Genomic DNA, 21843 nt, shown 5'->3' on the forward strand with positions numbered 1-21843 from the left:
ACGAGGATTAAAAGACTGATTACCTTAGGGGTTCCACCACATAAAGCATACGAATGGGGGAATTCTCGGAAGAAATACTGGAGAATCGCTTGTAGTCCAATCTTAAACAAAACCCTCCATAACTCCTATTGGAGAAATCGAGGGTTGAGAAGTCTAGCGGAACGATATTAATTTTTGCGTCAATCATCATAATTGAACCGCCGTATACCGAACGGTACGTACGGTGGTGTGAGAGGTCGGGGGTTAGTCACCCCCTCCTACTCGATTAGAACAAAAATGATTAAAGTGCAAATTGCTGAATTTCTTCTTTTAGCTGACTGAGGATTTTTTCACATTGACTTACGAGTGAATCTGGATAATGCTCATCATCGCCATACTCCACTCCGTGCGGGTAGTAATGCTTGCCAAGGATTGGAGTCATGAGCTGGATAATCGCATGGCGGCCGCCGACATCTCCTTCGACAGCATACCCTTGAACGCGCAAATAATATGTACCTTCTTTCATTTCAAATTTGCGGTCATAAGAAACCCGTTCATAATCCCACTGGTCACCTCTGAATAGACCATAATCATCCATTGTTGAGTCAAGTCTCGTTAAATCTGCCTTTAGGTTTTCAATTCCTGTATTTTCAAATTTCATAGCTGATACCTCCTCAAACTGCGTATACCTGCATATTATTCCAATTTTAATAATAGACGAATCCTTTCTGTCTTGCAACGCTGTAGCAAAAGTTCACAACTTTGCCATGTTTGCCCTCGTTTATCGCATAAAAATGATAGTAAAGGCAACCATAAGGATATAAATAATATAGGGGAAGTGAGAGGTAGTCTTATGAAAAAGGTAAAAGATCTGATGACTAAAGATGTAGCTTATTGTACCCTACTCGATAATGTTTATGAGGTAGCTGTAAAAATGAAAGAATTAAATGTCGGGGCCATTCCTATAGTCAATAATGAACAGCAATTGGCAGGAATGATTACGGACAGAGATATTGTCATAAGAGGTGTAGCGGAGAAGCACCCTGGTTCTACTAAAGTTGAAAATATTATGTCTGATAAGCTAGTTACGATTAATCCTGATGCTTCAATAGATGAGGCTATTCAGCTAATGAAAGAGAATCAGGTTCGGCGTATTCCTGTAGTTGAGAATAAGAAACTAGTAGGCATTTTAGCATTAGGGGATGTAGCCCTTCAACCTTCATTTGACCATGAGGCTGAGGAAGCATTAACAGAAATATCGGAGCATACCGAAACTACTTACCTCCAATAGAAAAAATTCAAAAGTACTGATAAATCTGTACAATTTCTATTTTCCACCCCTTATTTCTATTATTTGAATTGGCAAAAATGATATAATAAATCTAGAATTCAAAACATATGATAGGAGAAAGAAAGCCTCTTGTTTAATAGAAGAGAGGAGGGAAGATAGAACTGCGTTTTTTATTTAAAGTCCTCATTATTTTTAGTGCATTTTTTGTCATTAGCATTTATTTTAATTATTCTTTTACACCTGAAGAACCACTTATTCAGGAAGAGGGAAACATTAGTAATGAAAACATCCAAGATGTAGAACAAACCGGGCCTCCTTTTGAACTGCCGATGCCTGATCAAGGGATCGCGACTTTGATTGGCAAGGATTCGGAAACAGTAAGGGACACATTCGGGTCACCAGATCGAATAGAGCCTTCTTTATACGGTTATGATTGGTGGGTATACAAAGGAAATTCTGGGGATTATTTCCAAGTGGGGATTGAGGATCAAAAGGTTGTGACAGCTTACATTATTGGGGAAGACATCAATGTTAAGCCTTTTGAGATTGGTCAGCCTATTCAGGATATCTTTAAATTAGCTACTCTTTCAACCGATATTCAACTGGACTATGACGGAACCACCTATCAATTTGAACTGACTGAAGAGGATTTGAACATTCGCCCTCTGATTCCAATCGGAGATATTTTCGTTCAGTTATATTTTGATAAATTTACAGAAAAGCTCTCAAGTATCCGTTTTATGGACGCTGAAACTTTAATAAAGCTTAGGCCATATGATTTGGTTTATCGAGGAACCCTTCATGAAATACCTCCGCTTGAAGAAGATAGTTGGAGCGCAGCAACTGAAGCAATTGAAAAGCAAATTTTTGATATGACCAACGTTATTCGAGAACGTTTTGGACTGCCTGCATTAGAGTGGGATCCAGTTACTGCTGTAGTTGCTTATGAACATAGTAAAGATATGCATGACAACGAATATTTTTCACACACATCTCCTGAATATGGGGAATTAAAGGATCGGTTAGAGGTTCGTGATGTTGCATTTGAAATGGCCGGTGAGAATATTGCCGCACAATATGTGGACGCTGGAGCAGTGATTGAAGGGTGGATTAACAGTAAAGGCCATCGTGAGACAATGCTAGAAGAGGAATTTACTCATTTAGGTGTTGGTGTTTACCGTAAGTACTACACACAAAACTATATAAAGAGATCTTGGGATGTTGAAAATGAGGAAACGGGAGACAGTGAACAATAGGGAGCTGTCTCTATTTTTTTTTCATAAATTTATGGCCAAATCACCTTTTCTAAGAAAGTATCATATAATATCGTGGGAAATGCCTATAAGAGGTGAGTAACTTGGGAAAAAAGCTTTACCCTTCTGTTCAGGAATTTAAAGAATTTGTTAAGAAACATCCTCATCTAATAAAAGAGGTACGAGATGGAAAAACCACTTGGCAAGATCTTTATGAAGAATGGTATTTATTAGGGGAAGAAGACTCCCGATGGAATTCCGATAAGTCCGAGGATGGCACAGAACAAGAAACTAAAAAAAACAGCAGTTCAGATTTTCTCATGCAAATATGGAACAATGTAAAAAACATGGATCCCAATCAAATTCAGCACCATCTTTCTTCCTTAAGTGAAGCAATTGGAGCGGTACAAGGCATACTCTCACAATTTCAGGCAAATGGACGTAACAAATCGAATCAGAATCAGTCTCAGCCTGCCAATCCCTTTTCTTTTAGAAAAGATTAAAAGGGAGGAACCCCATTTTGCGTTCAGACTTATATGAGTTGATAAGACAAAATCCAGATTGGATTCGTTTTTTGCGGGAACAGCCAATGTGGTATCGAAAACTATCCCGTAATCCAAATGATTGGGAAACCTTTGAAATATCGGCCCTTCATTATTTTAGAAAAACCATTCCTCATAAAGTGGAACAGTTTTCGCAAAGTGTGCAGATGGCCACTATGATGATGAGTATGTTTCAGGCCATGAACCAATCTCAAAATTCATAGCCCCTTTTTTGGTTATTTATTTGCGTCCATGCAAACGATAACTTTAAAAGGGGGTATTTTTATTTTTACACAAAGTATTGTATCTGTCTTCCTTTGGACTTGCTTGATTGGAAACTTAATGGGCTTCAACAGTCAGATTCCCGAACCCGAAATTGACAAACAGCAAAGAATCATTTCAGTCAGCCAAACCATATCGTCTCAGGCTATAAGTTCTGATGAATGGCAGGTTCAGCATTTTGTAAAAAATGGACAACTCTACATTGAATGCTATATACCTCATGTTACATTTGCAAAAGTGAGAAAAAATGGGCAAAATTAGCTGTGTATATAAATGGCAAGAAAAAAACAGACTATCACAGGGCTGCATTTATTTTAAAAGATATCCCGAAAGGACAGCATACGGTTACTTTAAAAGTGGTCGGCCAGGACAATCAGTCCTTAGGCATAAAAGAAAAGAGCTTTACAGTCCTTATCCCTTAATTTTCTCTTATTTTCAATCTCACTCGATTCATGTTACTATTATAAGTGGAGGTGAGGCCTCTTGATTAATACTTTAGAGAAAGTATTAGTAGTCGAGCATGCAGAACAGTTAGCAGAAATGATTCTTCAATCTGATTTAGCTGAAGAATATAAGAGCACTTATATTAAAATGAAGAATCATCCTGTTTCACAAGCCAAAATAAAGAGATTTACTGACCTCAAGGAACGTTATGAAGAGGTTCAGAGATTTGGGAAATATCATCCCGATTATAAATGGGTCATGAAAGAGGTCCGTGAGGCAAAACGAGATATGGATCTTGATGACCGTGTCGCAGAATTTCGAAGGGCAGAACTTAGCTTTCAAACGATGCTTGACGAAGTCAGCGTCATTATTGGACAATCAGTTTCCAAACATATTAAAGTCCCTACAGGCAACCCGTTCTTTGAAAGCGGGAGCGGTTGCGGAGGGGGCTGCGGAAGCGGTGGAAGCTGCAGCTGTTCCGCTTAAAAACTTGCACTGTTTAAAGGTGCAAGTTTTTTCATTGTAAGAAAGCATAAGTGCAGCCATCCCTCTGTCATCCGCCTAAAATCTCGCCTATCCTTATGAGATTTCTTTATAATACACTTACTATATTGCTCATTTATAGGACATTATGCTAGACTAATTAAAAAGAAATGCGGCAGAGGAGTCATTATGATTACAGAGCGTCAAGGTTTTATTGTGTGGTTGTCCTCATTAAAACAAGCTAAACAGCTAAGAAGACTCGGGAATGTTCATTATATATCAAAGCGGTTAAAATACGCTGTTTTATACTGTTCTATGGAGGAAAGTGAGTGGGTGGAAAACCAGCTTCATGCATATCCATTCGTCAGAAAAGTGGAGCATTCATATAAATCCATGATAAAAACTCATTATGAAAATAAGAAACCGGATAAAGCAAAAGAATACGACTATAAAATAGGATTTTAAAGTATAAAAAAGGCTTCGATTTTCGAAGCCTTTTTCGCAGTCTCTGGAACATGGGAGCTCCCGTTTACCAGTTCAAAGGTAGAATATATCGATTCATCCGTAAAATTCCGATTAAATATTGATAGTAGAGCTTTTCATCCGCAAAGCTTTTAGACGATTTAACCTGCAGCTCGATAATTTCCTTATTAGCTTTTTCAGCGGTTTCTTGAAATAATTGGATCCGCTGGCTTGGCTTGTTTTCTTCATAAGGGATCCCTTCTCTGCACATATAGAGAGGCTGGAAATCTCCAGTAGGTGTTGGTTTTAAAATAACGACAAATGAACAACGGCTTTTTCCGTTTATTTCTGTTTTTAAAAGGAGTAAATGTTCAAGCCGATCTTGGTTTCTTTCGATAATTTCCCGTAACTCAAATATGTCTGAATAGCCTTCGCCTAATTCAATAAATCTTTGATTCATCAAAGTACCTCCTCTCACAACTATTCATACTTTAACATGGGTTGATACAAACTTGAAGTGAAAACTGGGTCAAACTGAGGCAAGCCTAGTGTACTGATATAAGGAGAAACATGCAAATGAAGAGGTTTTTTATTGGTCTGACGATCTTATGTCTTTTTCTTGTAGGCGTATTTCTTTATATGCAGTGGTTTGATTATAAGAATTCAGCTAGTGAAACAGGCCAAACTCAAGAAGCGGAATTAGTCCAAACCATATCCATTTCCAGGGAACAAAGCAATTTAATAGTAGAGCAGCAGATCTCCGGAATCAATGGGAAAACGCTCAATCTGACAGTCCCAGATGGAGTTCAGGAATTTCATTGTTTTGATGAAGAAAACCAGCCTTGCTCTCTGGATTACAATATATTAGAAAAGACTGATTCGGCAAAATTTCAGTACATAGTTCCATTGGAAAGAAAATCCTTCTTATTAAATAAGTGGGTTCAATTCCCAGATGAAAAAATTAGCAAGACCACAGTTGAAATTGTTGAACCTATTCCATTTAAAGGATTTTGGACATCAGCTGCTCCTTCATCTGGATATACTCAAGAGGAAACAATTGCTTATTTTCAATTTCAATCTGAGACAGGCAGTATCCCATTATTTAGATCGGAAGAGCCTTTACCAATCGGTTCAATCGGACCCATTCAATTTTTTGGGTCTGGCAGTGGCGTGGCCATAGAAAAATCGGAAGTCGAAAAATGGGCTCAGAGCTTCCCGCAATTCGGTCAATGGAATATTGTTTATAGTGATTTATCTCCAGCTTATTATAAAAAAGGTTTACTGATTGTCCCTAGTACGACAACCAGCGAAGCACTGAAGGCAATACTAATCAGAACCTATATAAAAGAAAGCTTTTTGGTTGATGATTCATTGGATCCATCTTTTTTAAGCTTAATTGCTTCTATTATAGTAGGAGAGGAAATCCAGCCTAAATCTGTCTATCAAGAGCTGCTTAATAAGCTAACAGAAACTGAAAGGGAAAAGCTTCAATCGGATGTAAAATCCCATTTTGCCAAAACAATCACTCCAGCCTGGTTAGATGAGAGGATTTTTAAAATTAAAGGACTTAAAACAACCTTTTTCACAGACCATTTTGAAAAAGGAAAAAAGGGAGAGCTTTTATTTTTTGATCCAAGACCAGTGACTGGAATGAATAAAAGTGAAAAGGAAATACTGACATTAATTGATAAAGGTCTTAGATATTACCCTCTTTTGGAAACGATGGACCTGATTGGGTATGAAGTAAACCAGGTACCAAAAGAAAAATTAGTTGAGATCAAAAAAGAGAGTCATATCTTTCAGTTTTATACTGACCAGCCTTATATTTTTGAAAATGACAGCAGATATGTACTTACGCAAAACCCACTTACGTATTTCAATAATGAGTTATTTATGGAAGAAGGCTGGTTAAGAAGATTATTTACACTTGAAATTATAATGGATGAAGATTCGATTCGTCTGAAGGATCTGCCATAAGAAAATATGATTTTTGTAAATAAAAAAAGCCCTGCAGACATTTGTTCTGCAGGGTCCTTCTATATCCTCTATCAAAAAGAGGACCCGAAGGCAAAGGGAGAGGAGAAACCGGAGGAAGAACTTATGGGGAAACGTAAGTCTTCTCCGCGGTTGGCAACAACATCTCGTCTAGATGTTGTTACTATCAGTATGGTCCAAAAAAGGAAGCATTATACACTTAAAATGGAGAAAAGAGATGTAGAGCACTGAGATGAAAACGGACTGAAAATAAGTAGCATCCTTTTAATGGATTATGGTAGGATAAGGAAGGACGTGAACTAAAAGAGGGGGCAACTATGAGGGTTATTGCAGGCACCTATAAGGGGCATACTTTAAAAGCTGTTCCTGGGATGAATACCAGACCTACTACTGATAAAGTGAAAGAAGCAGTCTTTCATAGGATTGGGCCATTTTTTAATGGCGGCTTAGGACTTGACCTTTTCGCCGGCAGCGGAGGTCTTGGTATAGAAGCACTTTCAAGAGGATTAGACCGTTGTATTTTTGTAGATCATAATGGAAAATCGATTCAAATTATTAAAGAAAATATCTCTGCTCTTCGAATCAGTGAGGAAAAGGTGGAAATCTATAAAGCGGATGCAAAAAGAGCCTTAAAAGCCTGTGCAAAAAGAGAGCTTCAATTTGATTTAATTATGCTCGATCCGCCCTATAAGTTAAGGAACCATATGGAGTTAGTTGAACAAATTGAAAATCTCAATTTATTAAAAGAATCTGGCATGATTTTATGTGAACATGATGCTAAAGATGTACTATCCGATACCTCTCAATTTTCGATTTGGAAAAGAGAAGAGTATGGGATGATAGGGGTTACAATTTTTCAAAAGCGACTATAGGGGGAAGAAAATGGGAAAAATCGCAGTTTGTCCAGGTACATTTGATCCGATTACATACGGACATTTGGATATTATTACTCGTGGAGCAAAGGTGTTTGAAGAGGTTTATGTATGCGTTTTGAATAATGCATCCAAACAGCCATTGTTTTCAGTTGAAGAAAGAATGGAATTAATCAAGGAAGTAACAAAGGATATTCCTAATGTAAAAGTAGATTCGTTCCAGGGGTTATTAGTGGAATATGCCAAAAAGGTCCGTGCACATGCCATTATCAGAGGCTTAAGGGCAGTATCAGATTTTGAATACGAAATGCAGATTACTTCTATGAATAAGGTCTTGTACGATGAATTGGAAACCTTTTTTATTATGACGAAAAGTCAATACTCTTTTTTAAGTTCAAGTATAGTGAAAGAAGTTGCAAAATACGGAGGAAATATTTCAGAATTGGTACCTTCGCCAGTCGAAATGGCGTTAATGGAAAAATATAAGAGTTAGGCATATGAGGGATTGTCTGAATGACAGTCCCTCATTGATTTTTAGCCCTGAGAATCGATAACTAACCTCTAGTTTTTCTAATTCGTCCAAGTAATATCAGGCAAGATAGACTGAGAGCCAAAATCGTTAATAATGGACCCATTTGCTTTAGGGACAATAGCATTTCGTTCCAGACAGACTGGGATTCTCCGTAGACAGGTATGGATTCACTCGGGTGTTTTTGAACAACCCCCTTATAGAGAGGGTTCCACAGGATAATGGTAATTAAAGCAGCAAAAATGCCCTGTAAAAGTCGAGCAATAAAGAAAGGCTTAAAACGGATATCTGTTTGTGCGAAAATACTGGCTACTTGTGCCTGAATGCTAAAGCCGGCAAATGCCAAAATAAAACTTACCAGGATAGCCTGCTGTAAAACGGAAGATTCCTGAATCTGACTCATCATTTGGCTGCCTAATGTTATTTCAAACAAACCGGAGATAAATGGAATGCTCATTTCTTTAGGTAACTGGAACAGAGAAAATAATTGATTAAATACAAAAGAGATAGCAGATGTAATATGTAAATGGAATAGCAATTTATTAACGACCGAGAAAAGTATAATAAAGCCGCCAATCATGAGTAACGTTTGAATCGAAGAAATCACGGCATCTCCTAGAATTTGACCAAGTGGTCTTTTATCGCTGATTCTTGTCCGATGAAGGGCTCTTAAGGCTTTTCGGATTGAAACTCTTCTTCTTTCCTTTCTATATCCGCCTCTTTCTTCTTTTCTGCCATGGTATCTCATCACAAGTCCAACGAAGAAATTCCCTAAATAATGAGCGGCTGCTAATATGATCCCCAGTCTCGGATTATTAAAAAAACCGACCGACACGGCCCCAAAAATAAACAGGGGATTTGAGCAATTGGTAAAAGAAGCCAGTCTTTCAGCTTCAATTCTTGTAATTTGTTTTTCCTGTCTTAGTCTTGCGGATAACTTGGCTCCAGCGGGGTTTCCTGATGCCATTCCCATAGCCCAAACAAAACCGCCAACGCCCGGGACTCGAAAAAGCGGCCTCATAAATGGTTCTAATAACACTCCTATAAACTTAACGACGCCTAATCCAATCAGCATCTCAGAAATAATAAAGAATGGAAGTAAAGAAGGGAAAACAATTTCCCACCACATATTCAATCCGCGAATGGAGGCTTCGAAGGCTTCCTCTGGAAATACAATTAATGATATAGCCATTAATGTAACAGATAAAGCGAGAACTAATGTCTTTAACTTGGATCGATTAAGCAACTGGAATTTCCCTCCCTGGTCGGCATTGCCTATCATGTTGCCTTAGACTAAAGCATAAAGATAGGTATATGGCGAAATACAACTTGTCTATTTGAGCGCCTATACTAATATACTCTTGAAAAAAAAGAAATAGACCTTCTGTCTTGTACAGGTTGGGGGGATACCCTTGAAAGATCCAAAAATCGGGATTGCTTTAGGCTCAGGCGGGGCAAGGGGCTTTGCTCATTTAGGCGTGCTAAAAATCTTGGAGCAGGAAGGAATTCCTATTCATTTTTTAGCCGGTAGCAGTATGGGTTCAATCATTGCCTGTTTTTATAGTGCTGGCCACTCAATGGAGAGACTTTATTCACTCTCAAAGGCTTTTAGGAGAAAGTATTACCTTGATTTCACCGTTCCTAAAATGGGGTTTATCGCCGGTAAGAGAATCAAGGAATTTATTCGCTTGTTTACCCATCATATGAATTTAGAAGATTTGCCGATTCCTGTTGCAGTGGTCGCAACAGATATTAAAACAGGCGAAAAAGTTATTTTCAAACAGGGGCCGATTGCTGAAGCAGTGAGGGCCAGTATTGCGATCCCCGGAATTTTTGTCCCCGAAAGATATCAGGGCAGACTTTTAGTAGATGGAGGAGTCGTTGATCGTGTTCCCGTTTCCGTTGTCAAAGAAATGGGTGCTGATCTTGTAATTGGGGTGGATGTCTCGAGTGTAAAAATGAATGAAGATGTCACGACCATTTATGATGTCATCATGCAGAGCTACGATATTATGCAAATGGAAATCGGTAGACACAGAGAAAAGACCTCTGACCTCATGATTAAGCCAAATGTGGAGATGTATAGTGGCCGAGCGTTTACAAATATCGAAGAAATCATTAACATAGGAGAAGAAGCAGCAAGACAACAATTACCAAATCTAATGGAACTAATCGATCGCTGGAGGAAACGACACGTATGAGCCGTAAAACGTTTAAGAGACTATTAATCGCTGTATTTATCATCGTTATGATCTTATCATTTTATAAACTCCCTTATTATGTGTATCGGCCAGGATCGGCTACAGAACTGAAACCATTGATAGAAGTAGAGGGGGCAGCTGACAGGGAAGAAGGAAGTTTTATGCTAACCACTGTCAGCCGATTAGAGCCTAATATTTTCATTTACCTATGGGCTCAGATTAGGCCATTTTATGAAATTGTTCCTCAGGAGGATGTTCTAGAAGAGGGAGAGACTCAAGAAGAATTCGATAAGCTTCAATTTTTTTTAATGGATCATTCCAAGTATAGTGCAATACATACAGCTTATGAGTATGCAGGAATTCCTGTCAAAAATGAATATCATGGGATTTATGTTTTAGATATTATAGAAGGTATGCCTGCAGAAGAGGTATTAAAGCCAGGTGATCAAATCATCAAAGTTGATGACCTAGAGTTCGAGTCATCAGACGAATTTGCCAGCTACGTTAAAGATGCAACGGATCCAATCACGATTACTTTTATTCGCGAGGGTGAAACCAAAACTGCTGAAATTGAGACAGCCCCATTTCCTGAAAAACCTGATCAGCGTGGTTTTGGAATTCAACTCGTTGATGACTATGAGGTTATTACGGACCCTCCTGTTGAAATTAATTCGGGTTCGATCGGGGGGCCATCTGCCGGACTAATGTTTAGTCTTGAAATTTATAACCAGCTTACAGAAGAGGACTGGACAAAAGGTTATGAAATTGCAGGAACAGGTGAAATTACAGAAGATGGAAAAGTACTGCCAATTGGCGGAATTGAACATAAAATTGTGGCAGCGGATAACAAAGGGGTAGATATCTTTTTTGCGCCTAGTATGAAGATAAAAGGATCATCCAATTATGAAGAAGCAATCAAAGTGAAAGAACAAATCAATTCGGATATGAAAATAGTTCCGGTCGAATCATTTGAAGATGCCATACAGTTCTTGGAAAAACTGGAACCAGAAGGTGAATAGCTGCTAAAGGCTATTCACCTTCTTTTAGTAAAACAGGATGCTGTAAATAATCTTGCAGCAAAATTCTGGTATTCTTGTGCTGCAAGGGAAGATTATATACTTTAGCTGCTCTTAGATCGAGCTGCAGTAAACCTGCGTGTTCTTTTTTGACATTGGCAATTAGAGGGAGTTCCAGCTGTTTTTTATGTACATTAAGATACTGTTGTCCTTTTTCACTCATACCCAGCAGTCTAATATATGAAGCAAGCCGATTATGTTTCGACATTTCATCTTTTAAGGTATTGGTTAATATATGAACACACATTCGCTGCAGTCGGGTCCATGTATATCTTTTTGTTTTCAATTTTTTCATAAATTCATGGAAGCTGGAACTCTTGGCGGATGTATCTTTTATGCGATATTCAATCCCTTCCTCAATTTCATAAATGTGACTGAGCTCCTCATAAGATGCTGTTTGAATACGGTACTGAAGAAATGGCCAATACAGCTCCCAGCTATGAAAAATACCTGTTTCACTATGATAGCTCAGCAATTCTTCAAATGTAGTGGAAGGAACATATTGAGAAACACCCTCTGTGTTTTTGTTTGGACTTTCAAAAATATGTTTCCGGATGCTTGTTGCACTCGCAATGGTGGCGGACGCAAAGTGTTCATCATGATATTGAGCATTTTTGCGGGAAATCGTGAAGGCTTCCATTTTCCCTTTTTGCTCCCGCAGTGCCTTAATATAATGAAATCCTAAAATGTTATTTGGCCTGGAGAGTTCCAATGTATTTTCTCCTTCTAACGCAGCTGCATAGGCAGCGGCCACTGATTTTGGATAACTGGACCCTTTTTTTACTTCTTCATGAATAGAAGATTGAAGCAGATGATCTTTTTTCTCTACCATTTTAATCGTATGGATAAAACTATCAATATTCCCTGACTCGCTGCCGAATGCGAAGGCATCACATCGGAGGGCTTCAAGGATTGAAATCGCTCCATTCGCAAATATTTCAGAATGTTGCGTGGCAAACTGGTAAGGGAGCTCAACCACAATATCAATCCCTGCCCGCAGAGCCATTTTGGTTCGCGCCCATTTTGATACAAGAGCAGGTTCTCCCCGCTGAAGGAAGTTTCCGCTCATGACTGCAATAATGACATCCGCATTTGTTATTTTTTTAGTTTCATTTAAATGGAATAAATGTCCGTTGTGAAACGGATTGTATTCCACAATTACACCGGCACTTCTCATGGTTTCCTCCGTAAGATCCTGATATGGGGTCAAATTATATCTTTTATTCGATTATATATAACCGTACGCACAGGCGCCAAAACATTTTCAATCTTTAAAGTAAAATTTCCACAATGAAAATCCGATGATAAGCATAAAGAATAGAGATCCAAAAAACCAAATGGAAAGCATTGGATTTATCAACATATCATTTCACCCTTTATTATTTTGCCTTATATTCGTTAACTGAGATTTTATCATCAACGTTCTTGTTTGATTCAGGAGCTTTTAAAATCTGAGCCGAGAAGAACATAACACCGATCCCAATCAGGGTAGCCCACGCACCGGCCGCCATTGTACTTGTTTCCCAACCGCTAAAATAGAGGAGAAGATAGGACAATAATCCAATTACCATAGAAAGTTCAGCTGCTCTGGGCGATGCTTTTTTCTTTCCGTAGATCGCATATAATACAGGTCCTACGGTACCGGCTGCTACACCGGAAATCCCGATCCACATAATGTCTCCCATGTATTGAGGCGGTTTTAATACAATCAGAAAGGCAAGGATCCCAACGCCAATTACAGACAGACGGCTAATCTGCAGGGCGACCCGTTCGGCTTTTTCACGGCTAGTTTTAATAATCCCTCTTTTAACCAGTACTTTTAGAAAAATGTCATTGGCGAAAATGGTAGAGATGGAAACAAATAATCCATCTGTTGTAGATAAAGCTGCTGCTAATATGACAACAACCATAAATGCAGCTAAAATGGCAGGAAACACTTGTACAATATATTCCATCAGGGCCATATCACTCATTGGAATACGATCGCCAAGAGCCACTCGGCTATAAATCCCGCCAAAAAACACGACTACACAACAGATCATAGTTACAACATAGACCAAAATCATTTTCCCAACATCTTTTTCTTTTTTTAAACCTAATACCTTATTAAAAAGATGTGGAGCTGAGACGGCAAATGCCCATTGAATAAGGATCGCTCCAATTACAGCAGTGATTGAATTAAAATAGGCAGACTCTGGATTAAATACATGAGTTAAATGGGGGTCCTGTGCATTTAATTTCGCTGTAATGGCTGCAAATGTATTTGTAATGCTTCCCTCCCAAAAAAGAACGATACCTGAAACAAATACAAATATACCCGCAATTGCCATTAGCACTACTTGAACAGCATCTGTATAGACATCAGCTAATGTGCCGCCGGCGAATACATAAATAATCACGATCGCTGCATTTAAAATTAAAGCACTGCTGTAGGACATTCCGAGTAAATATTCAAAAATTCTTGCTCCGGCAACAAATTGGGCAGCAATATAGAAAATGTTAAACAGCAAGATGATCCCGGTTCCAACCCGTAAAATATCACTCTTATAGAAATCTCCTAACCAATCAGAGAGAGAAAGGGATTTTTGAAAGGAATTGATTTTTCTTACCTTTTTCGCTGCCATCAGTGCACCGATAGGACCTCCGCCCAAAATGGCCAAAAACAGCCATAGGTTGGAGTATCCCCATTCATAGGACCAGCCGGGATATCCTAGAAATGCGGCAGCACTTAAATATGTTGCCGCAAAAGATAATCCCAGCAAATAAGGTCCCAATTGTCCGCCGCCAATCGCGAAGTCGCTTACGCTTTTCATTCCTCTGCTGCTGATAAATCCTAAAGCCAGCATAACCGCCATAAATAGAGAAACTCCTGCCCAAATATAGATTTCGAGTTCGGTCATTTTCCCTTCCCTCCTAAGATGAAATGAAGTTGAATTTTTACTTGCTTAATTGAATGTAAATATTTAGGAATTGTGAATTGCATCAGATGAATGATTGTTCGCTGAAGATATTGAGCTTTTTAGCTGGATGATGATCAGGCAAATAAACAGCACCTTTGCCAAACATATTCTCTCGTAATGTTTTGGCTTCGTATTCCTCTCGATAGATTCCGCGTTTTTGCAGTTCGGGGACTACATAATCAACAAATTCCCGAAAGGTTCCTGGCGAATAAGTTTGTGCAATATTAAAACCATCAGCGTCTCCCTCAATCGCCCATTCTTCTATTTTGTCTGCGATTTGTTCTGGAGTGCCAATAAATTTAACCGTTCCATTCCCCAGCCCATGATTAAGGACGGCTTCCCGCAATGTCCATTTTTTATTTGGATCCTTGGCATAAAGATCTAAATTACCTTGAACGGCTTCTGTTTTCATGTCTTTTATATACTGATCTGGATCATAGGCCGAAAAATCGATGCCTGTATGTCCGGATAAGAGGGCAAGGGTTCCTTCATAGCTGACATGGTTTTTAAGGTCCTCATATTTGGTGTAAGCTTCTTCTTCTGTAGATCCGACGATCGGCAATATTAATGGGAAGATTAAAATTTGCTTTGGATCTCTTCCATATTCCTTAGCAAGTTTTCGAATATCCTCGGTGTAGGCTTTTAAGCCATCAAGTGAATGATTTTTTGTAAAAACGGCTTCTGCATGTTGTGCCGCGAATCTTCTGCCCTTTGGAGAAGACCCCGCCTGGAAGAGAACGGGAGTCCGCTGGGGTGATGGTTCCAGTAAATGCGGACCTGGAACAGAAAAAAATTCTCCTTTATGATGAATCGCATGAACTTTATCAGGGTCAATAAACACTTCATTTTCACGGTCAAAGACAATCGCATCGCTTTCCCAGCTATGTTCCCACAGTTTATACACGACTTCTAAAAACTCTTCTGCCCGGTCGTAGCGCAGATCGTGAGGCAAACGACCTGAAAGTCCCAGATTAATGGCTTCACTTTCCAAGTAGGAAGTGACAATGTTCCAGCCGATTCTTCCCTCTGTCAGGTGATCAAGTGTAGATAGTTGCCGGGCTAATGCATACGGCTGAGAATAGGTTGTTGAAATAGTAACAGCATATCCAAGATGTTCAGTCGCAAGGGCCATGGCTGAAATGGGAAGCATTGGGTCATGAGCAGGAATTTGAACAGCATTTTCAACTGCTGGTTTGTAACTTTTTTTATAAACGCTATAAGTACCTAAAACATCTGCAATAAAGAGGGCATCAAATTTCCCCTTTTCTAAGGTTTGTGCCACTTCCACCCAATAAGACAAACGATTATGCTGGTGTCCCTGATTCTTTTCGTGCTTCCATAATCCGGTTGAATGGGGGGAAGGGGAGTTTTGAATAAACCCATTTAAATGAATTTGTTTTTTCATGGAAAGTTATCACTCCATTTTATTTTGTTATATATCTAGTTTTCAAATTGGAATAGTTGGTTTTATGATTACACATGTTGAAAGAAATTTATAAAATATTAAAATTTTACTCTACACGATTTTCAACAACATAGGCAGAAGAGAGAGTGACAGGATTTGCGATGGTATCGCCAACTGGGCAGTGCGCGGCAACAAACTTGAAGAACTCTTCTAACTTTTCGTTTGGGGTATCTGTGGTGATATGGAAAGTTGAATGAACATTTGAAATGCCTGGCCGCACATCTGCTTTGTTAAAAAAGCCATCTAAATCAAGTTCTCCTGTTATTTCAACCCAAAAATCCTGAAAGTCAATGCCAAATTGTTTTGCGTAGGTTTGTACTACGATAGATTGGCATGCGCCTAAAGCTGAAAGGATGAGTTCAACCGGATTCATTCCTCTATCCGTACCGCCTAAATTTTTCGGCTCGTCAACCATTACTTTATGGCCTCTCGTTTCTGTCTCCACTAAATAACTTTCTTTTAATGATGCTTTAACCTTAAATGTTTGCAGGTTCATCGATCTTTTCTCCCTTCGATTTTTTTATAGTGTTGGTTTTGTTCATTAAACTCGCCTGTTTTTCTTGCGCAGAAAGGCATCACCCCTAGTCAGATTCATGATAAAAATAAAAACGACCTCTTCCGAGATGTAAGAGGTCGTGTTAAACAAAGAATATGTGTCTTTACCGAACCTCTTATATTTCAGATTTAATCAAATCTGCTGGAATTGGCACCTTTTTGAAATAATTTCAAAGGTTGCCGAGGCTTCACAGGGCCAGTCCCTCCGCCTCTCTGTATAAGAGTGTTGCGTTGTTATTTAATTTTGACCTAATTCTAAATAGCATTTTTAAAATCGTCTATAGGTCTTTCGTATTCTTTTTGGACTGTATAAATTATGATAGCAATGCGAACAATGAGCTTAATAGAGTGTTTGCTCCCTGTGTTGAAAGATAAGAGTTTACATAAAAAACAGGCTTAGTTTAGGTGAGATTGAAGCGGAAATGTCCTCAAAGATGAAAATTAACAGTCCTGAATTCCTGCTCTTTATCGCGTATTCGAGAAAGATAATCTTCAGCTCTTCGCAAGGCTGCACGCCGCCTTCTTGATGAAGTTTGGTGGTCTTGTGCTCCTGCGCCATAGTCTATTCGAAGAAGATAACCTTCAGCTCGTCGCAAGGCTGCATGAAGTTATATCTGGATGTGTTTCAAGAAGTAATTTCTATGAAGTAGCCTTGTAAAGAAAAAACATTGACATTTAACTTTATGATAGCTATAATAAGCTTTGTTGCCTTGAGGTGATATATTTTGAAATGGTCTATTAATCAGTTGCAAAAACTTCGGGATAAAGGCCTGGAGCTTAATGAAACAATGGACTTAGAAGAAGAACTGAAAAGAGTAGACTCTCAAATTAGAGGGGCTGCGCCTGTCCATGTGACAGGTAAAGCTGATATAGGTTCTTCAAGGATTACCTTCCATTTAAAGATTGAAGGTGCCTTAACCCTTCCGTGTTCGAGAACGTTAAAGGATGTTCATTATCCTTACCATATTGAATCAAAGGAAACTTTTTTATTGAATTCAAATGGATATGACAGCGAGGAAGAATCGGACGAAGTACATCTGCTAGAAGGGGATGTATTAAACTTAACGCCTGTCATTGTGGAATTAATTGTATTAGAAATTCCAATGCAGGTTTATAGTGAAGAAGCAAAAAATGAAGATGATTTTCATCCTTCAGGTCAAGGCTGGGAATTCATCAGTGAAAAGCAAAAAAAAGACAAGATTGATCCGCGTTTGGCTGAATTATCCAAGCTCCTTCAAACTGACAAGGATCAAGATTAGCTTTTGATACATCTTTTAAGGAGGTGGGAAGAATGGCTGTACCTTTTAGAAGAACGTCTAAAACTAAAAAACGACTACGTCGTACTCACTTCAAACTTCAAGTCCCTGGTATGGTAGAATGCCCAAACTGCGGCGAAATGAAATTAGCTCACCGCGTATGTAAAGCTTGCGGAACATACAAAGGAAAAGAAGTTGTTAATAAATAATGAATGATGAAAGAACGCAAAGAGATGGCTGCTAGACTACTCTCTTTGCGTTTTTTTATTATTCTTTTAAGAATGCATAAAACCTTTACTATGAGAAGAAAAGTTTCCGTGTAACAGGCATTCGTACTGAGTAAAGAGGAGTTACCGGATGATGTGCGTTTCCGCTTTACTATGTGATTCTGTTACGTCTTGCCCAAAACGCGTGCTTCATTTCATGACGGACTTAGGTTCCGTTATTTGTTGTAATTTCGGTGGTTTCCCATAAATATAGGACACTAGTTCCGCTATTGGAGGGAAAATTGATTTGTGAATGAAAATTGGCAAATAACGGATCGTATGACCTATTCGATTGCAAAACTGAGGTTTTTTGGAGAAATAACGGAACCTATGTCCTATCAGATAGGGGGAACCGGTTTTTTTAAGCATTTATTATAGCATTGCAAAAACGAGGTGCTGACATGGAGGATTACAAGATTGAAAGATTAAATAAAAACGTTTTGGTTTTTACTATTACGAGAGAACATGTGCTCAATGCTGTGAATGATAACGTGATGGAGGGTCTTAAAGAGGCGTGTGATCTGATTAAAAAAGACCGGGAATATGCTTTATTCGTTATAACAGGTGAAGGTGAAAAAGCATTTTGCTCAGGAGGGGATCTTCGTGAATTTCATACATTGCATACTGCTAAACAAAGTTTCCAAATGCTGCAAAAGATGACTCATATCTTATACGATCTCGCCACTTTACCTGTTCCAGTCGTAGGATTGCTCAATGGATCAGCCGTTGGCGGCGGCATGGAGATTGCAGCAGCATGTGATATTCGCTATGCCAATGAAAAGGGGAAATATGGTTTTATCCAAGCAAGTCTTGCTATAACGACTGGATGGGGCGGCGGTACATTACTTCTTGAAAAATTTCCGCCTCATATCGCGCTGGAATGGTTAGCCAAGGGAGAAAAAAGAACTGCTTTTGACTGGCAGAACGATCGGTTTTTTAATAATCTTTTTTCAGAAGATCCCTTTGCGTTTTTTGAGAAAGAGTGTCATTCGATGATTAACAATCAGTCTGAAGTGTTAAGAAGCTATAAACAATTGCTTTTACAAAAATTCAATCTTCCTACACTATTAGAGCGGATGCTGACTGAATCCCAAAATTGTTCCGTTTTGTGGGAAAGTGAGGCCCATCATGAGGCGGTTCATCTGTTTTTAGATAAAAATAGAAAAACGAAATGATCACTTGTTGATGGATAAAATATATTTAAACTGGCATTGAATCCGTCTATCTATTCTAGTAGTTGCATATATATAGGTATCCATGAATTTTTTAAAGGAGGGGTGCCGATGACAACTACTAGGCAGGATGCTTGGACCAAGGACGAAGATGTACTTCTCGCCGAAGTTGTCCTTCGCCATATTCGAGAAGGCGGTACACAGCTGCAAGCCTTTGAAGAAGTAGGTAAAAAATTATCCCGAACACCAGCTGCATGTGGGTTTCGCTGGAACTCACTTGTCAGAAAGCAATACAAGTCTGGGATCGAACTGGCCAAAAAACAGCGAAAAGAATTAAAGAAACAGAAGAGTTTAATTACAAAAAATAGCAGATTTGAAGAAAATAGAGTTAACCAGACAGAGGATGGAGACTTGAATCCAATTCGCAACATTATCATCTCTTTGGAGCATTTAGAGAAACAATGGCTTGAAAGGAGCCAGCATGCTGACTTACATAAACGTGTGAGTCTATTAGAAAATGAAAACCAAGCCCTAAAGAAAGAAAGAGATCATTGGCTTTCAGAATATAGAGCTTTACTTGGGGTAATGGAAAAGGCAAGAAAGCTTGTTTATCTAGAAGAGGAAGTGGTCAAGAAAAAAGCCAAAAATGGGAGAGGGTCATAATACCTTCCAAAAAAAACGAACCGTTTTCAGGTTCGTTTTATATTTTGTATCGATTTTTGTGTACTATTGCTTTTTTACTTCAGGCTGCCAAACCAGCGGGTTTTCACTTAAATCTCTTGCCATATCGTAAGACAATGCCTGGAACCCCATTTTCTCCCAAAAGCCTTGTGATTTCATTCTTGCATTTGTCTTGATGGGAAGGTTAAAACTTTTGGCAAAGTCAACAAGTGCTTTACCATAGCCCTTACCTTGATAATTAGGGAGTACTTCAAGTTTCCATAATTCTAAGTAAGTTTGCTGAGGTTCAAAATAACGGTCAAATTTAGCATCAACCTGATATAAACTCATACGGGCAACAAGAGTGTCAGCAAAGTAAATCCCATAAAATGGAGAGTCACTATCGTTTTCAATAATATTTTCCTGAAGATCCTCAAGCATGGAAAGCTCTTGAATCCCGTATTCTTTAAACTTTTTAAATTCTTCTAATGTTTTATAGTTAACTTTCAGTCTTTCAACTTTATAGCTCACTAAAACTCCCCCTTTACCGGCAATTAATGGTATCCGCTTTCATGATTTTACTTGATTCTCATAATTGATATTTTTATTATACAATATATTTACGAAAGATTCTCCAGCCAAAAATATGTAAGCGATTGCAAAAAAAGAAGGATTTTTGAAAAACAATGTCGAACTGATGGTATGGAGCGTGTAAAGGGGTCTAACAGCGAAGGGGGATTGAAATGAAAAAAATTTTGATTGCAAACCGTGGAGAAATTGCTTCGAGGATCATCAAAACCGCACGCAGGCTAGGAATTGAAACAGTAGCGATTTATTCAGAAGCAGACAAAGACCTTCCTTTTGTACAAGAGGCGACGCATTGCTATTTGGTTGGCGAAGGTCCTGTACAAAAATCCTATTTAAATCAAGCCAAAATTTTAGAAATTGCAGCTAAAGAAAATGTGGATGCCATCCATCCGGGATATGGTTTGTTAAGCGAAAATGCTGCCTTTTGTAAAGCGGTCCAGGATCATAACATTACCTGGATTGGACCTTCTCCTGAAACGATTTCTTTAATGGGGGAAAAAATTGCTGCCAGAAAAGTCATGTCTGAAGCAGGTGTCCCTGTCGTACCTGGTAACCAAACGGGCATTAAGGATGTTGAAGAAGCTTTAGAATTTGCCAAAACGATTAAGTTTCCGATTATGTTAAAGGCGAGTGCAGGAGGGGGCGGAGTCGGATTAGCTATTTGCCGCAATGAAGAAGAGCTTCACAAGATATTTTCTTCGACTAAAACAAGAGCAAAGGCATATTTTCAAAATGACGATGTCTTTATTGAAAAATATATAGAAAAAGCACGACATATCGAAGTTCAGATTGTAGCAGATTCTTTCGGAAATACTGTCCATCTGTTTGAACGGGATTGTTCCTTGCAACGCAGAAATCAAAAGGTCATCGAAGAAACTCCAGCCCAAATGCTCCGGGAAGAAACAAAAGAAAAGCTGTACCAGTATGCGATTCAAGCGGCGAGATATGTAAACTATGTCAATGCTGGAACGATTGAATTTATTGTTGATGCTGAAGAAAATATTTACTTTTTAGAGATGAATACAAGATTGCAGGTGGAACATCCCATTACCGAGGAATTGACAGGGATTGATTTAGTGGAGTGGCAAATCAGAATTGCAAATGGAGAAGAAATTCCTTTAAAGCAAAAAGAAATTCGAAAGCATGGCCATGCAATTGAATTTAGAATTTATGCCGAAAACCCAGATACTTTACTGCCATCTCCAGGTGTCATCACCACTTTGAAGTGGGGGAATTATGAATCTAGCAGACTTGATTATGGGTATAAGCAAGGAAATCAGGTAACGCCATTTTACGATCCATTGATTGCTAAATATATCGCAGTAGGCGAGACAAAGAAAGAATGTATCGATAAGGCACGAACATTTTTCAGTGAAACAGTGATAGAAGGGATCAAAACTAATATTCCGCTAATGCAGAGAATCGTTGAGTCAGATTGGTTTGAAAAGGGAGACTACACGACCCAATCTTTACAGTCACTATTACCCGCAAAAAAATAACCTACATAGGAGG

At 38.7% G+C, this 21843-nt stretch carries 25 protein-coding genes, 1 pseudogene and 1 riboswitch; of the genes and pseudogenes, 18 read left to right on the forward strand and 8 right to left on the reverse strand.

Annotated features, from left to right (window positions below; all coding sequences use genetic code 11):
- A pseudogene (locus MLE14_RS09535) lies at window positions 1-171 on the forward strand (group II intron reverse transcriptase/maturase); the annotation flags it as partial.
- Window positions 172-280: 109 nt separating this feature from the next.
- Here the strand turns inward: MLE14_RS09535 and MLE14_RS09540 are convergent.
- Complete coding sequence (locus MLE14_RS09540; RefSeq protein WP_243298140.1) at window positions 281-640, reverse strand: YugN family protein; 360 nt, start codon at window positions 638-640, stop codon at window positions 281-283.
- Between the two features lie 192 nt (window positions 641-832).
- Here MLE14_RS09540 and MLE14_RS09545 point away from each other — a divergent pair, with 192 nt between their 5' ends.
- The 6 genes from MLE14_RS09545 (at window position 833) to MLE14_RS09570 (ending at window position 4739) form a co-directional block, all read left to right on the forward strand.
- Window positions 833-1270 carry a CBS domain-containing protein gene (locus tag MLE14_RS09545; RefSeq protein WP_243298141.1) on the forward strand — a complete coding sequence of 146 codons (438 nt, stop codon included), beginning with the start codon at window positions 833-835 and terminating at the stop codon, window positions 1268-1270.
- Between the two features lie 353 nt (window positions 1271-1623).
- A complete protein-coding gene (locus tag MLE14_RS09550; protein WP_243298142.1) occupies window positions 1624-2526 on the forward strand; it encodes a CAP domain-containing protein in 903 nt (300 codons plus the stop codon).
- 92 nt (window positions 2527-2618) lie between these two features.
- Window positions 2619-3026, forward strand: coding sequence for a YlbD family protein (locus MLE14_RS09555; protein ID WP_313897745.1), 408 nt, complete (start codon window positions 2619-2621; stop codon window positions 3024-3026).
- A gap of 17 nt (window positions 3027-3043) precedes the next feature.
- A complete protein-coding gene (locus MLE14_RS09560; RefSeq protein WP_243298144.1) occupies window positions 3044-3289 on the forward strand; it encodes a YlbE-like family protein in 246 nt (81 codons plus the stop codon).
- Between the two features lie 541 nt (window positions 3290-3830).
- The gene (locus MLE14_RS09565; RefSeq protein ID WP_243298145.1) at window positions 3831-4277 is read left to right on the forward strand and encodes a YlbF family regulator; all 447 of its coding nucleotides are present in this window, start codon (window positions 3831-3833) and stop codon (window positions 4275-4277) included.
- A gap of 186 nt (window positions 4278-4463) precedes the next feature.
- The gene (locus MLE14_RS09570; protein WP_243298146.1) at window positions 4464-4739 is read left to right on the forward strand and encodes a YlbG family protein; all 276 of its coding nucleotides are present in this window, start codon (window positions 4464-4466) and stop codon (window positions 4737-4739) included.
- 64 nt (window positions 4740-4803) lie between these two features.
- Here MLE14_RS09570 and MLE14_RS09575 read toward each other — a convergent pair whose 3' ends face one another.
- Window positions 4804-5196, reverse strand: coding sequence for a DUF7147 family protein (locus tag MLE14_RS09575; RefSeq protein WP_243298147.1), 393 nt, complete (start codon window positions 5194-5196; stop codon window positions 4804-4806).
- A 116-nt stretch (window positions 5197-5312) separates the two neighbouring features.
- On the opposite strand from MLE14_RS09575, the gene MLE14_RS09580 reads away from it, so the two are divergent.
- From MLE14_RS09580 to coaD, 4 genes are all read left to right on the forward strand, one after another.
- The gene (locus MLE14_RS09580; protein ID WP_243298148.1) at window positions 5313-6713 is read left to right on the forward strand and encodes a hypothetical protein; all 1401 of its coding nucleotides are present in this window, start codon (window positions 5313-5315) and stop codon (window positions 6711-6713) included.
- A 123-nt stretch (window positions 6714-6836) separates the two neighbouring features.
- Window positions 6837-6962, forward strand: a complete 126-nt coding sequence (locus MLE14_RS22450) for a hypothetical protein (protein WP_279326369.1) — start codon at window positions 6837-6839, stop codon at window positions 6960-6962.
- Between the two features lie 86 nt (window positions 6963-7048).
- A complete protein-coding gene (gene rsmD, locus MLE14_RS09585; protein WP_243298149.1) occupies window positions 7049-7603 on the forward strand; it encodes a 16S rRNA (guanine(966)-N(2))-methyltransferase RsmD in 555 nt (184 codons plus the stop codon).
- Between the two features lie 10 nt (window positions 7604-7613).
- Window positions 7614-8096 carry a pantetheine-phosphate adenylyltransferase gene (gene coaD / locus MLE14_RS09590; protein WP_243298150.1) on the forward strand — a complete coding sequence of 161 codons (483 nt, stop codon included), beginning with the start codon at window positions 7614-7616 and terminating at the stop codon, window positions 8094-8096.
- 61 nt (window positions 8097-8157) lie between these two features.
- On the opposite strand, the gene ylbJ is transcribed toward coaD, so the two are convergent.
- Window positions 8158-9414 (reverse strand): sporulation integral membrane protein YlbJ, encoded by a 1257-nt coding sequence (gene ylbJ / locus MLE14_RS09595; RefSeq protein ID WP_243298151.1) that lies wholly within the window; start codon window positions 9412-9414, stop codon window positions 8158-8160.
- A 130-nt stretch (window positions 9415-9544) separates the two neighbouring features.
- Here ylbJ and MLE14_RS09600 point away from each other — a divergent pair, with 130 nt between their 5' ends.
- Both MLE14_RS09600 and MLE14_RS09605 read left to right on the forward strand, forming a co-directional pair.
- Window positions 9545-10333, forward strand: a complete 789-nt coding sequence (locus MLE14_RS09600; RefSeq protein WP_243298152.1) for a patatin-like phospholipase family protein — start codon at window positions 9545-9547, stop codon at window positions 10331-10333.
- On the forward strand, window positions 10330-11352 hold the full coding sequence (locus MLE14_RS09605; protein WP_243298153.1) for a SepM family pheromone-processing serine protease: 1023 nt from the start codon (window positions 10330-10332) through the stop codon (window positions 11350-11352). Before MLE14_RS09600 ends, MLE14_RS09605 begins: the two co-directional genes overlap by 4 nt.
- A 10-nt stretch (window positions 11353-11362) precedes the next feature.
- Here MLE14_RS09605 and MLE14_RS09610 read toward each other — a convergent pair whose 3' ends face one another.
- From MLE14_RS09610 to MLE14_RS09625, 4 genes are all read right to left on the reverse strand, one after another.
- Window positions 11363-12586 (reverse strand): nucleotidyltransferase, encoded by a 1224-nt coding sequence (locus MLE14_RS09610; protein ID WP_243298154.1) that lies wholly within the window; start codon window positions 12584-12586, stop codon window positions 11363-11365.
- 202 nt (window positions 12587-12788) lie between these two features.
- Window positions 12789-14309 (reverse strand): sodium:solute symporter family protein, encoded by a 1521-nt coding sequence (locus tag MLE14_RS09615; protein WP_243298155.1) that lies wholly within the window; start codon window positions 14307-14309, stop codon window positions 12789-12791.
- Window positions 14310-14391: 82 nt separating this feature from the next.
- Entirely contained in the window at window positions 14392-15774 is a 1383-nt protein-coding gene (locus MLE14_RS09620; RefSeq protein ID WP_243298156.1) for an LLM class flavin-dependent oxidoreductase, read from the reverse strand.
- A 106-nt stretch (window positions 15775-15880) separates the two neighbouring features.
- Entirely contained in the window at window positions 15881-16330 is a 450-nt protein-coding gene (locus MLE14_RS09625) for an OsmC family protein (RefSeq protein WP_243298157.1), read from the reverse strand.
- Window positions 16331-16502: 172 nt separating this feature from the next.
- Window positions 16503-16613, reverse strand: a riboswitch (SAM riboswitch).
- A 501-nt stretch (window positions 16614-17114) separates the two neighbouring features.
- Between MLE14_RS09625 and MLE14_RS09630 the strand changes: the two genes are divergently transcribed.
- From MLE14_RS09630 to MLE14_RS09645, 4 genes are all read left to right on the forward strand, one after another.
- A complete protein-coding gene (locus MLE14_RS09630) occupies window positions 17115-17648 on the forward strand; it encodes a YceD family protein (protein WP_243298158.1) in 534 nt (177 codons plus the stop codon).
- Between the two features lie 32 nt (window positions 17649-17680).
- Window positions 17681-17854, forward strand: a complete 174-nt coding sequence (gene rpmF, locus MLE14_RS09635; RefSeq protein WP_097159476.1) for a 50S ribosomal protein L32 — start codon at window positions 17681-17683, stop codon at window positions 17852-17854.
- Window positions 17855-18312: 458 nt separating this feature from the next.
- Window positions 18313-19086: an enoyl-CoA hydratase/isomerase family protein gene (locus MLE14_RS09640; RefSeq protein WP_243298159.1), complete on the forward strand. Its 774-nt coding sequence runs from the start codon at window positions 18313-18315 to the stop codon at window positions 19084-19086.
- Between the two features lie 108 nt (window positions 19087-19194).
- Window positions 19195-19746, forward strand: a complete 552-nt coding sequence (locus MLE14_RS09645; protein ID WP_243298160.1) for an RsfA family transcriptional regulator — start codon at window positions 19195-19197, stop codon at window positions 19744-19746.
- 63 nt (window positions 19747-19809) lie between these two features.
- Here MLE14_RS09645 and MLE14_RS09650 read toward each other — a convergent pair whose 3' ends face one another.
- Window positions 19810-20274: an N-acetyltransferase gene (locus tag MLE14_RS09650; RefSeq protein ID WP_243298161.1), complete on the reverse strand. Its 465-nt coding sequence runs from the start codon at window positions 20272-20274 to the stop codon at window positions 19810-19812.
- 212 nt (window positions 20275-20486) lie between these two features.
- Here MLE14_RS09650 and MLE14_RS09655 point away from each other — a divergent pair, with 212 nt between their 5' ends.
- Window positions 20487-21830, forward strand: coding sequence for an acetyl-CoA carboxylase biotin carboxylase subunit (locus MLE14_RS09655; RefSeq protein ID WP_243298162.1), 1344 nt, complete (start codon window positions 20487-20489; stop codon window positions 21828-21830).
- Window positions 21831-21843 lie beyond the last annotated feature (13 nt).

Origin of the sequence: Bacillus litorisediminis (assembly GCF_022808645.1) — a bacterium.
GTDB classification, from domain to species: domain Bacteria; phylum Bacillota; class Bacilli; order Bacillales; family JC228; genus Bacillus_BF; species Bacillus_BF litorisediminis.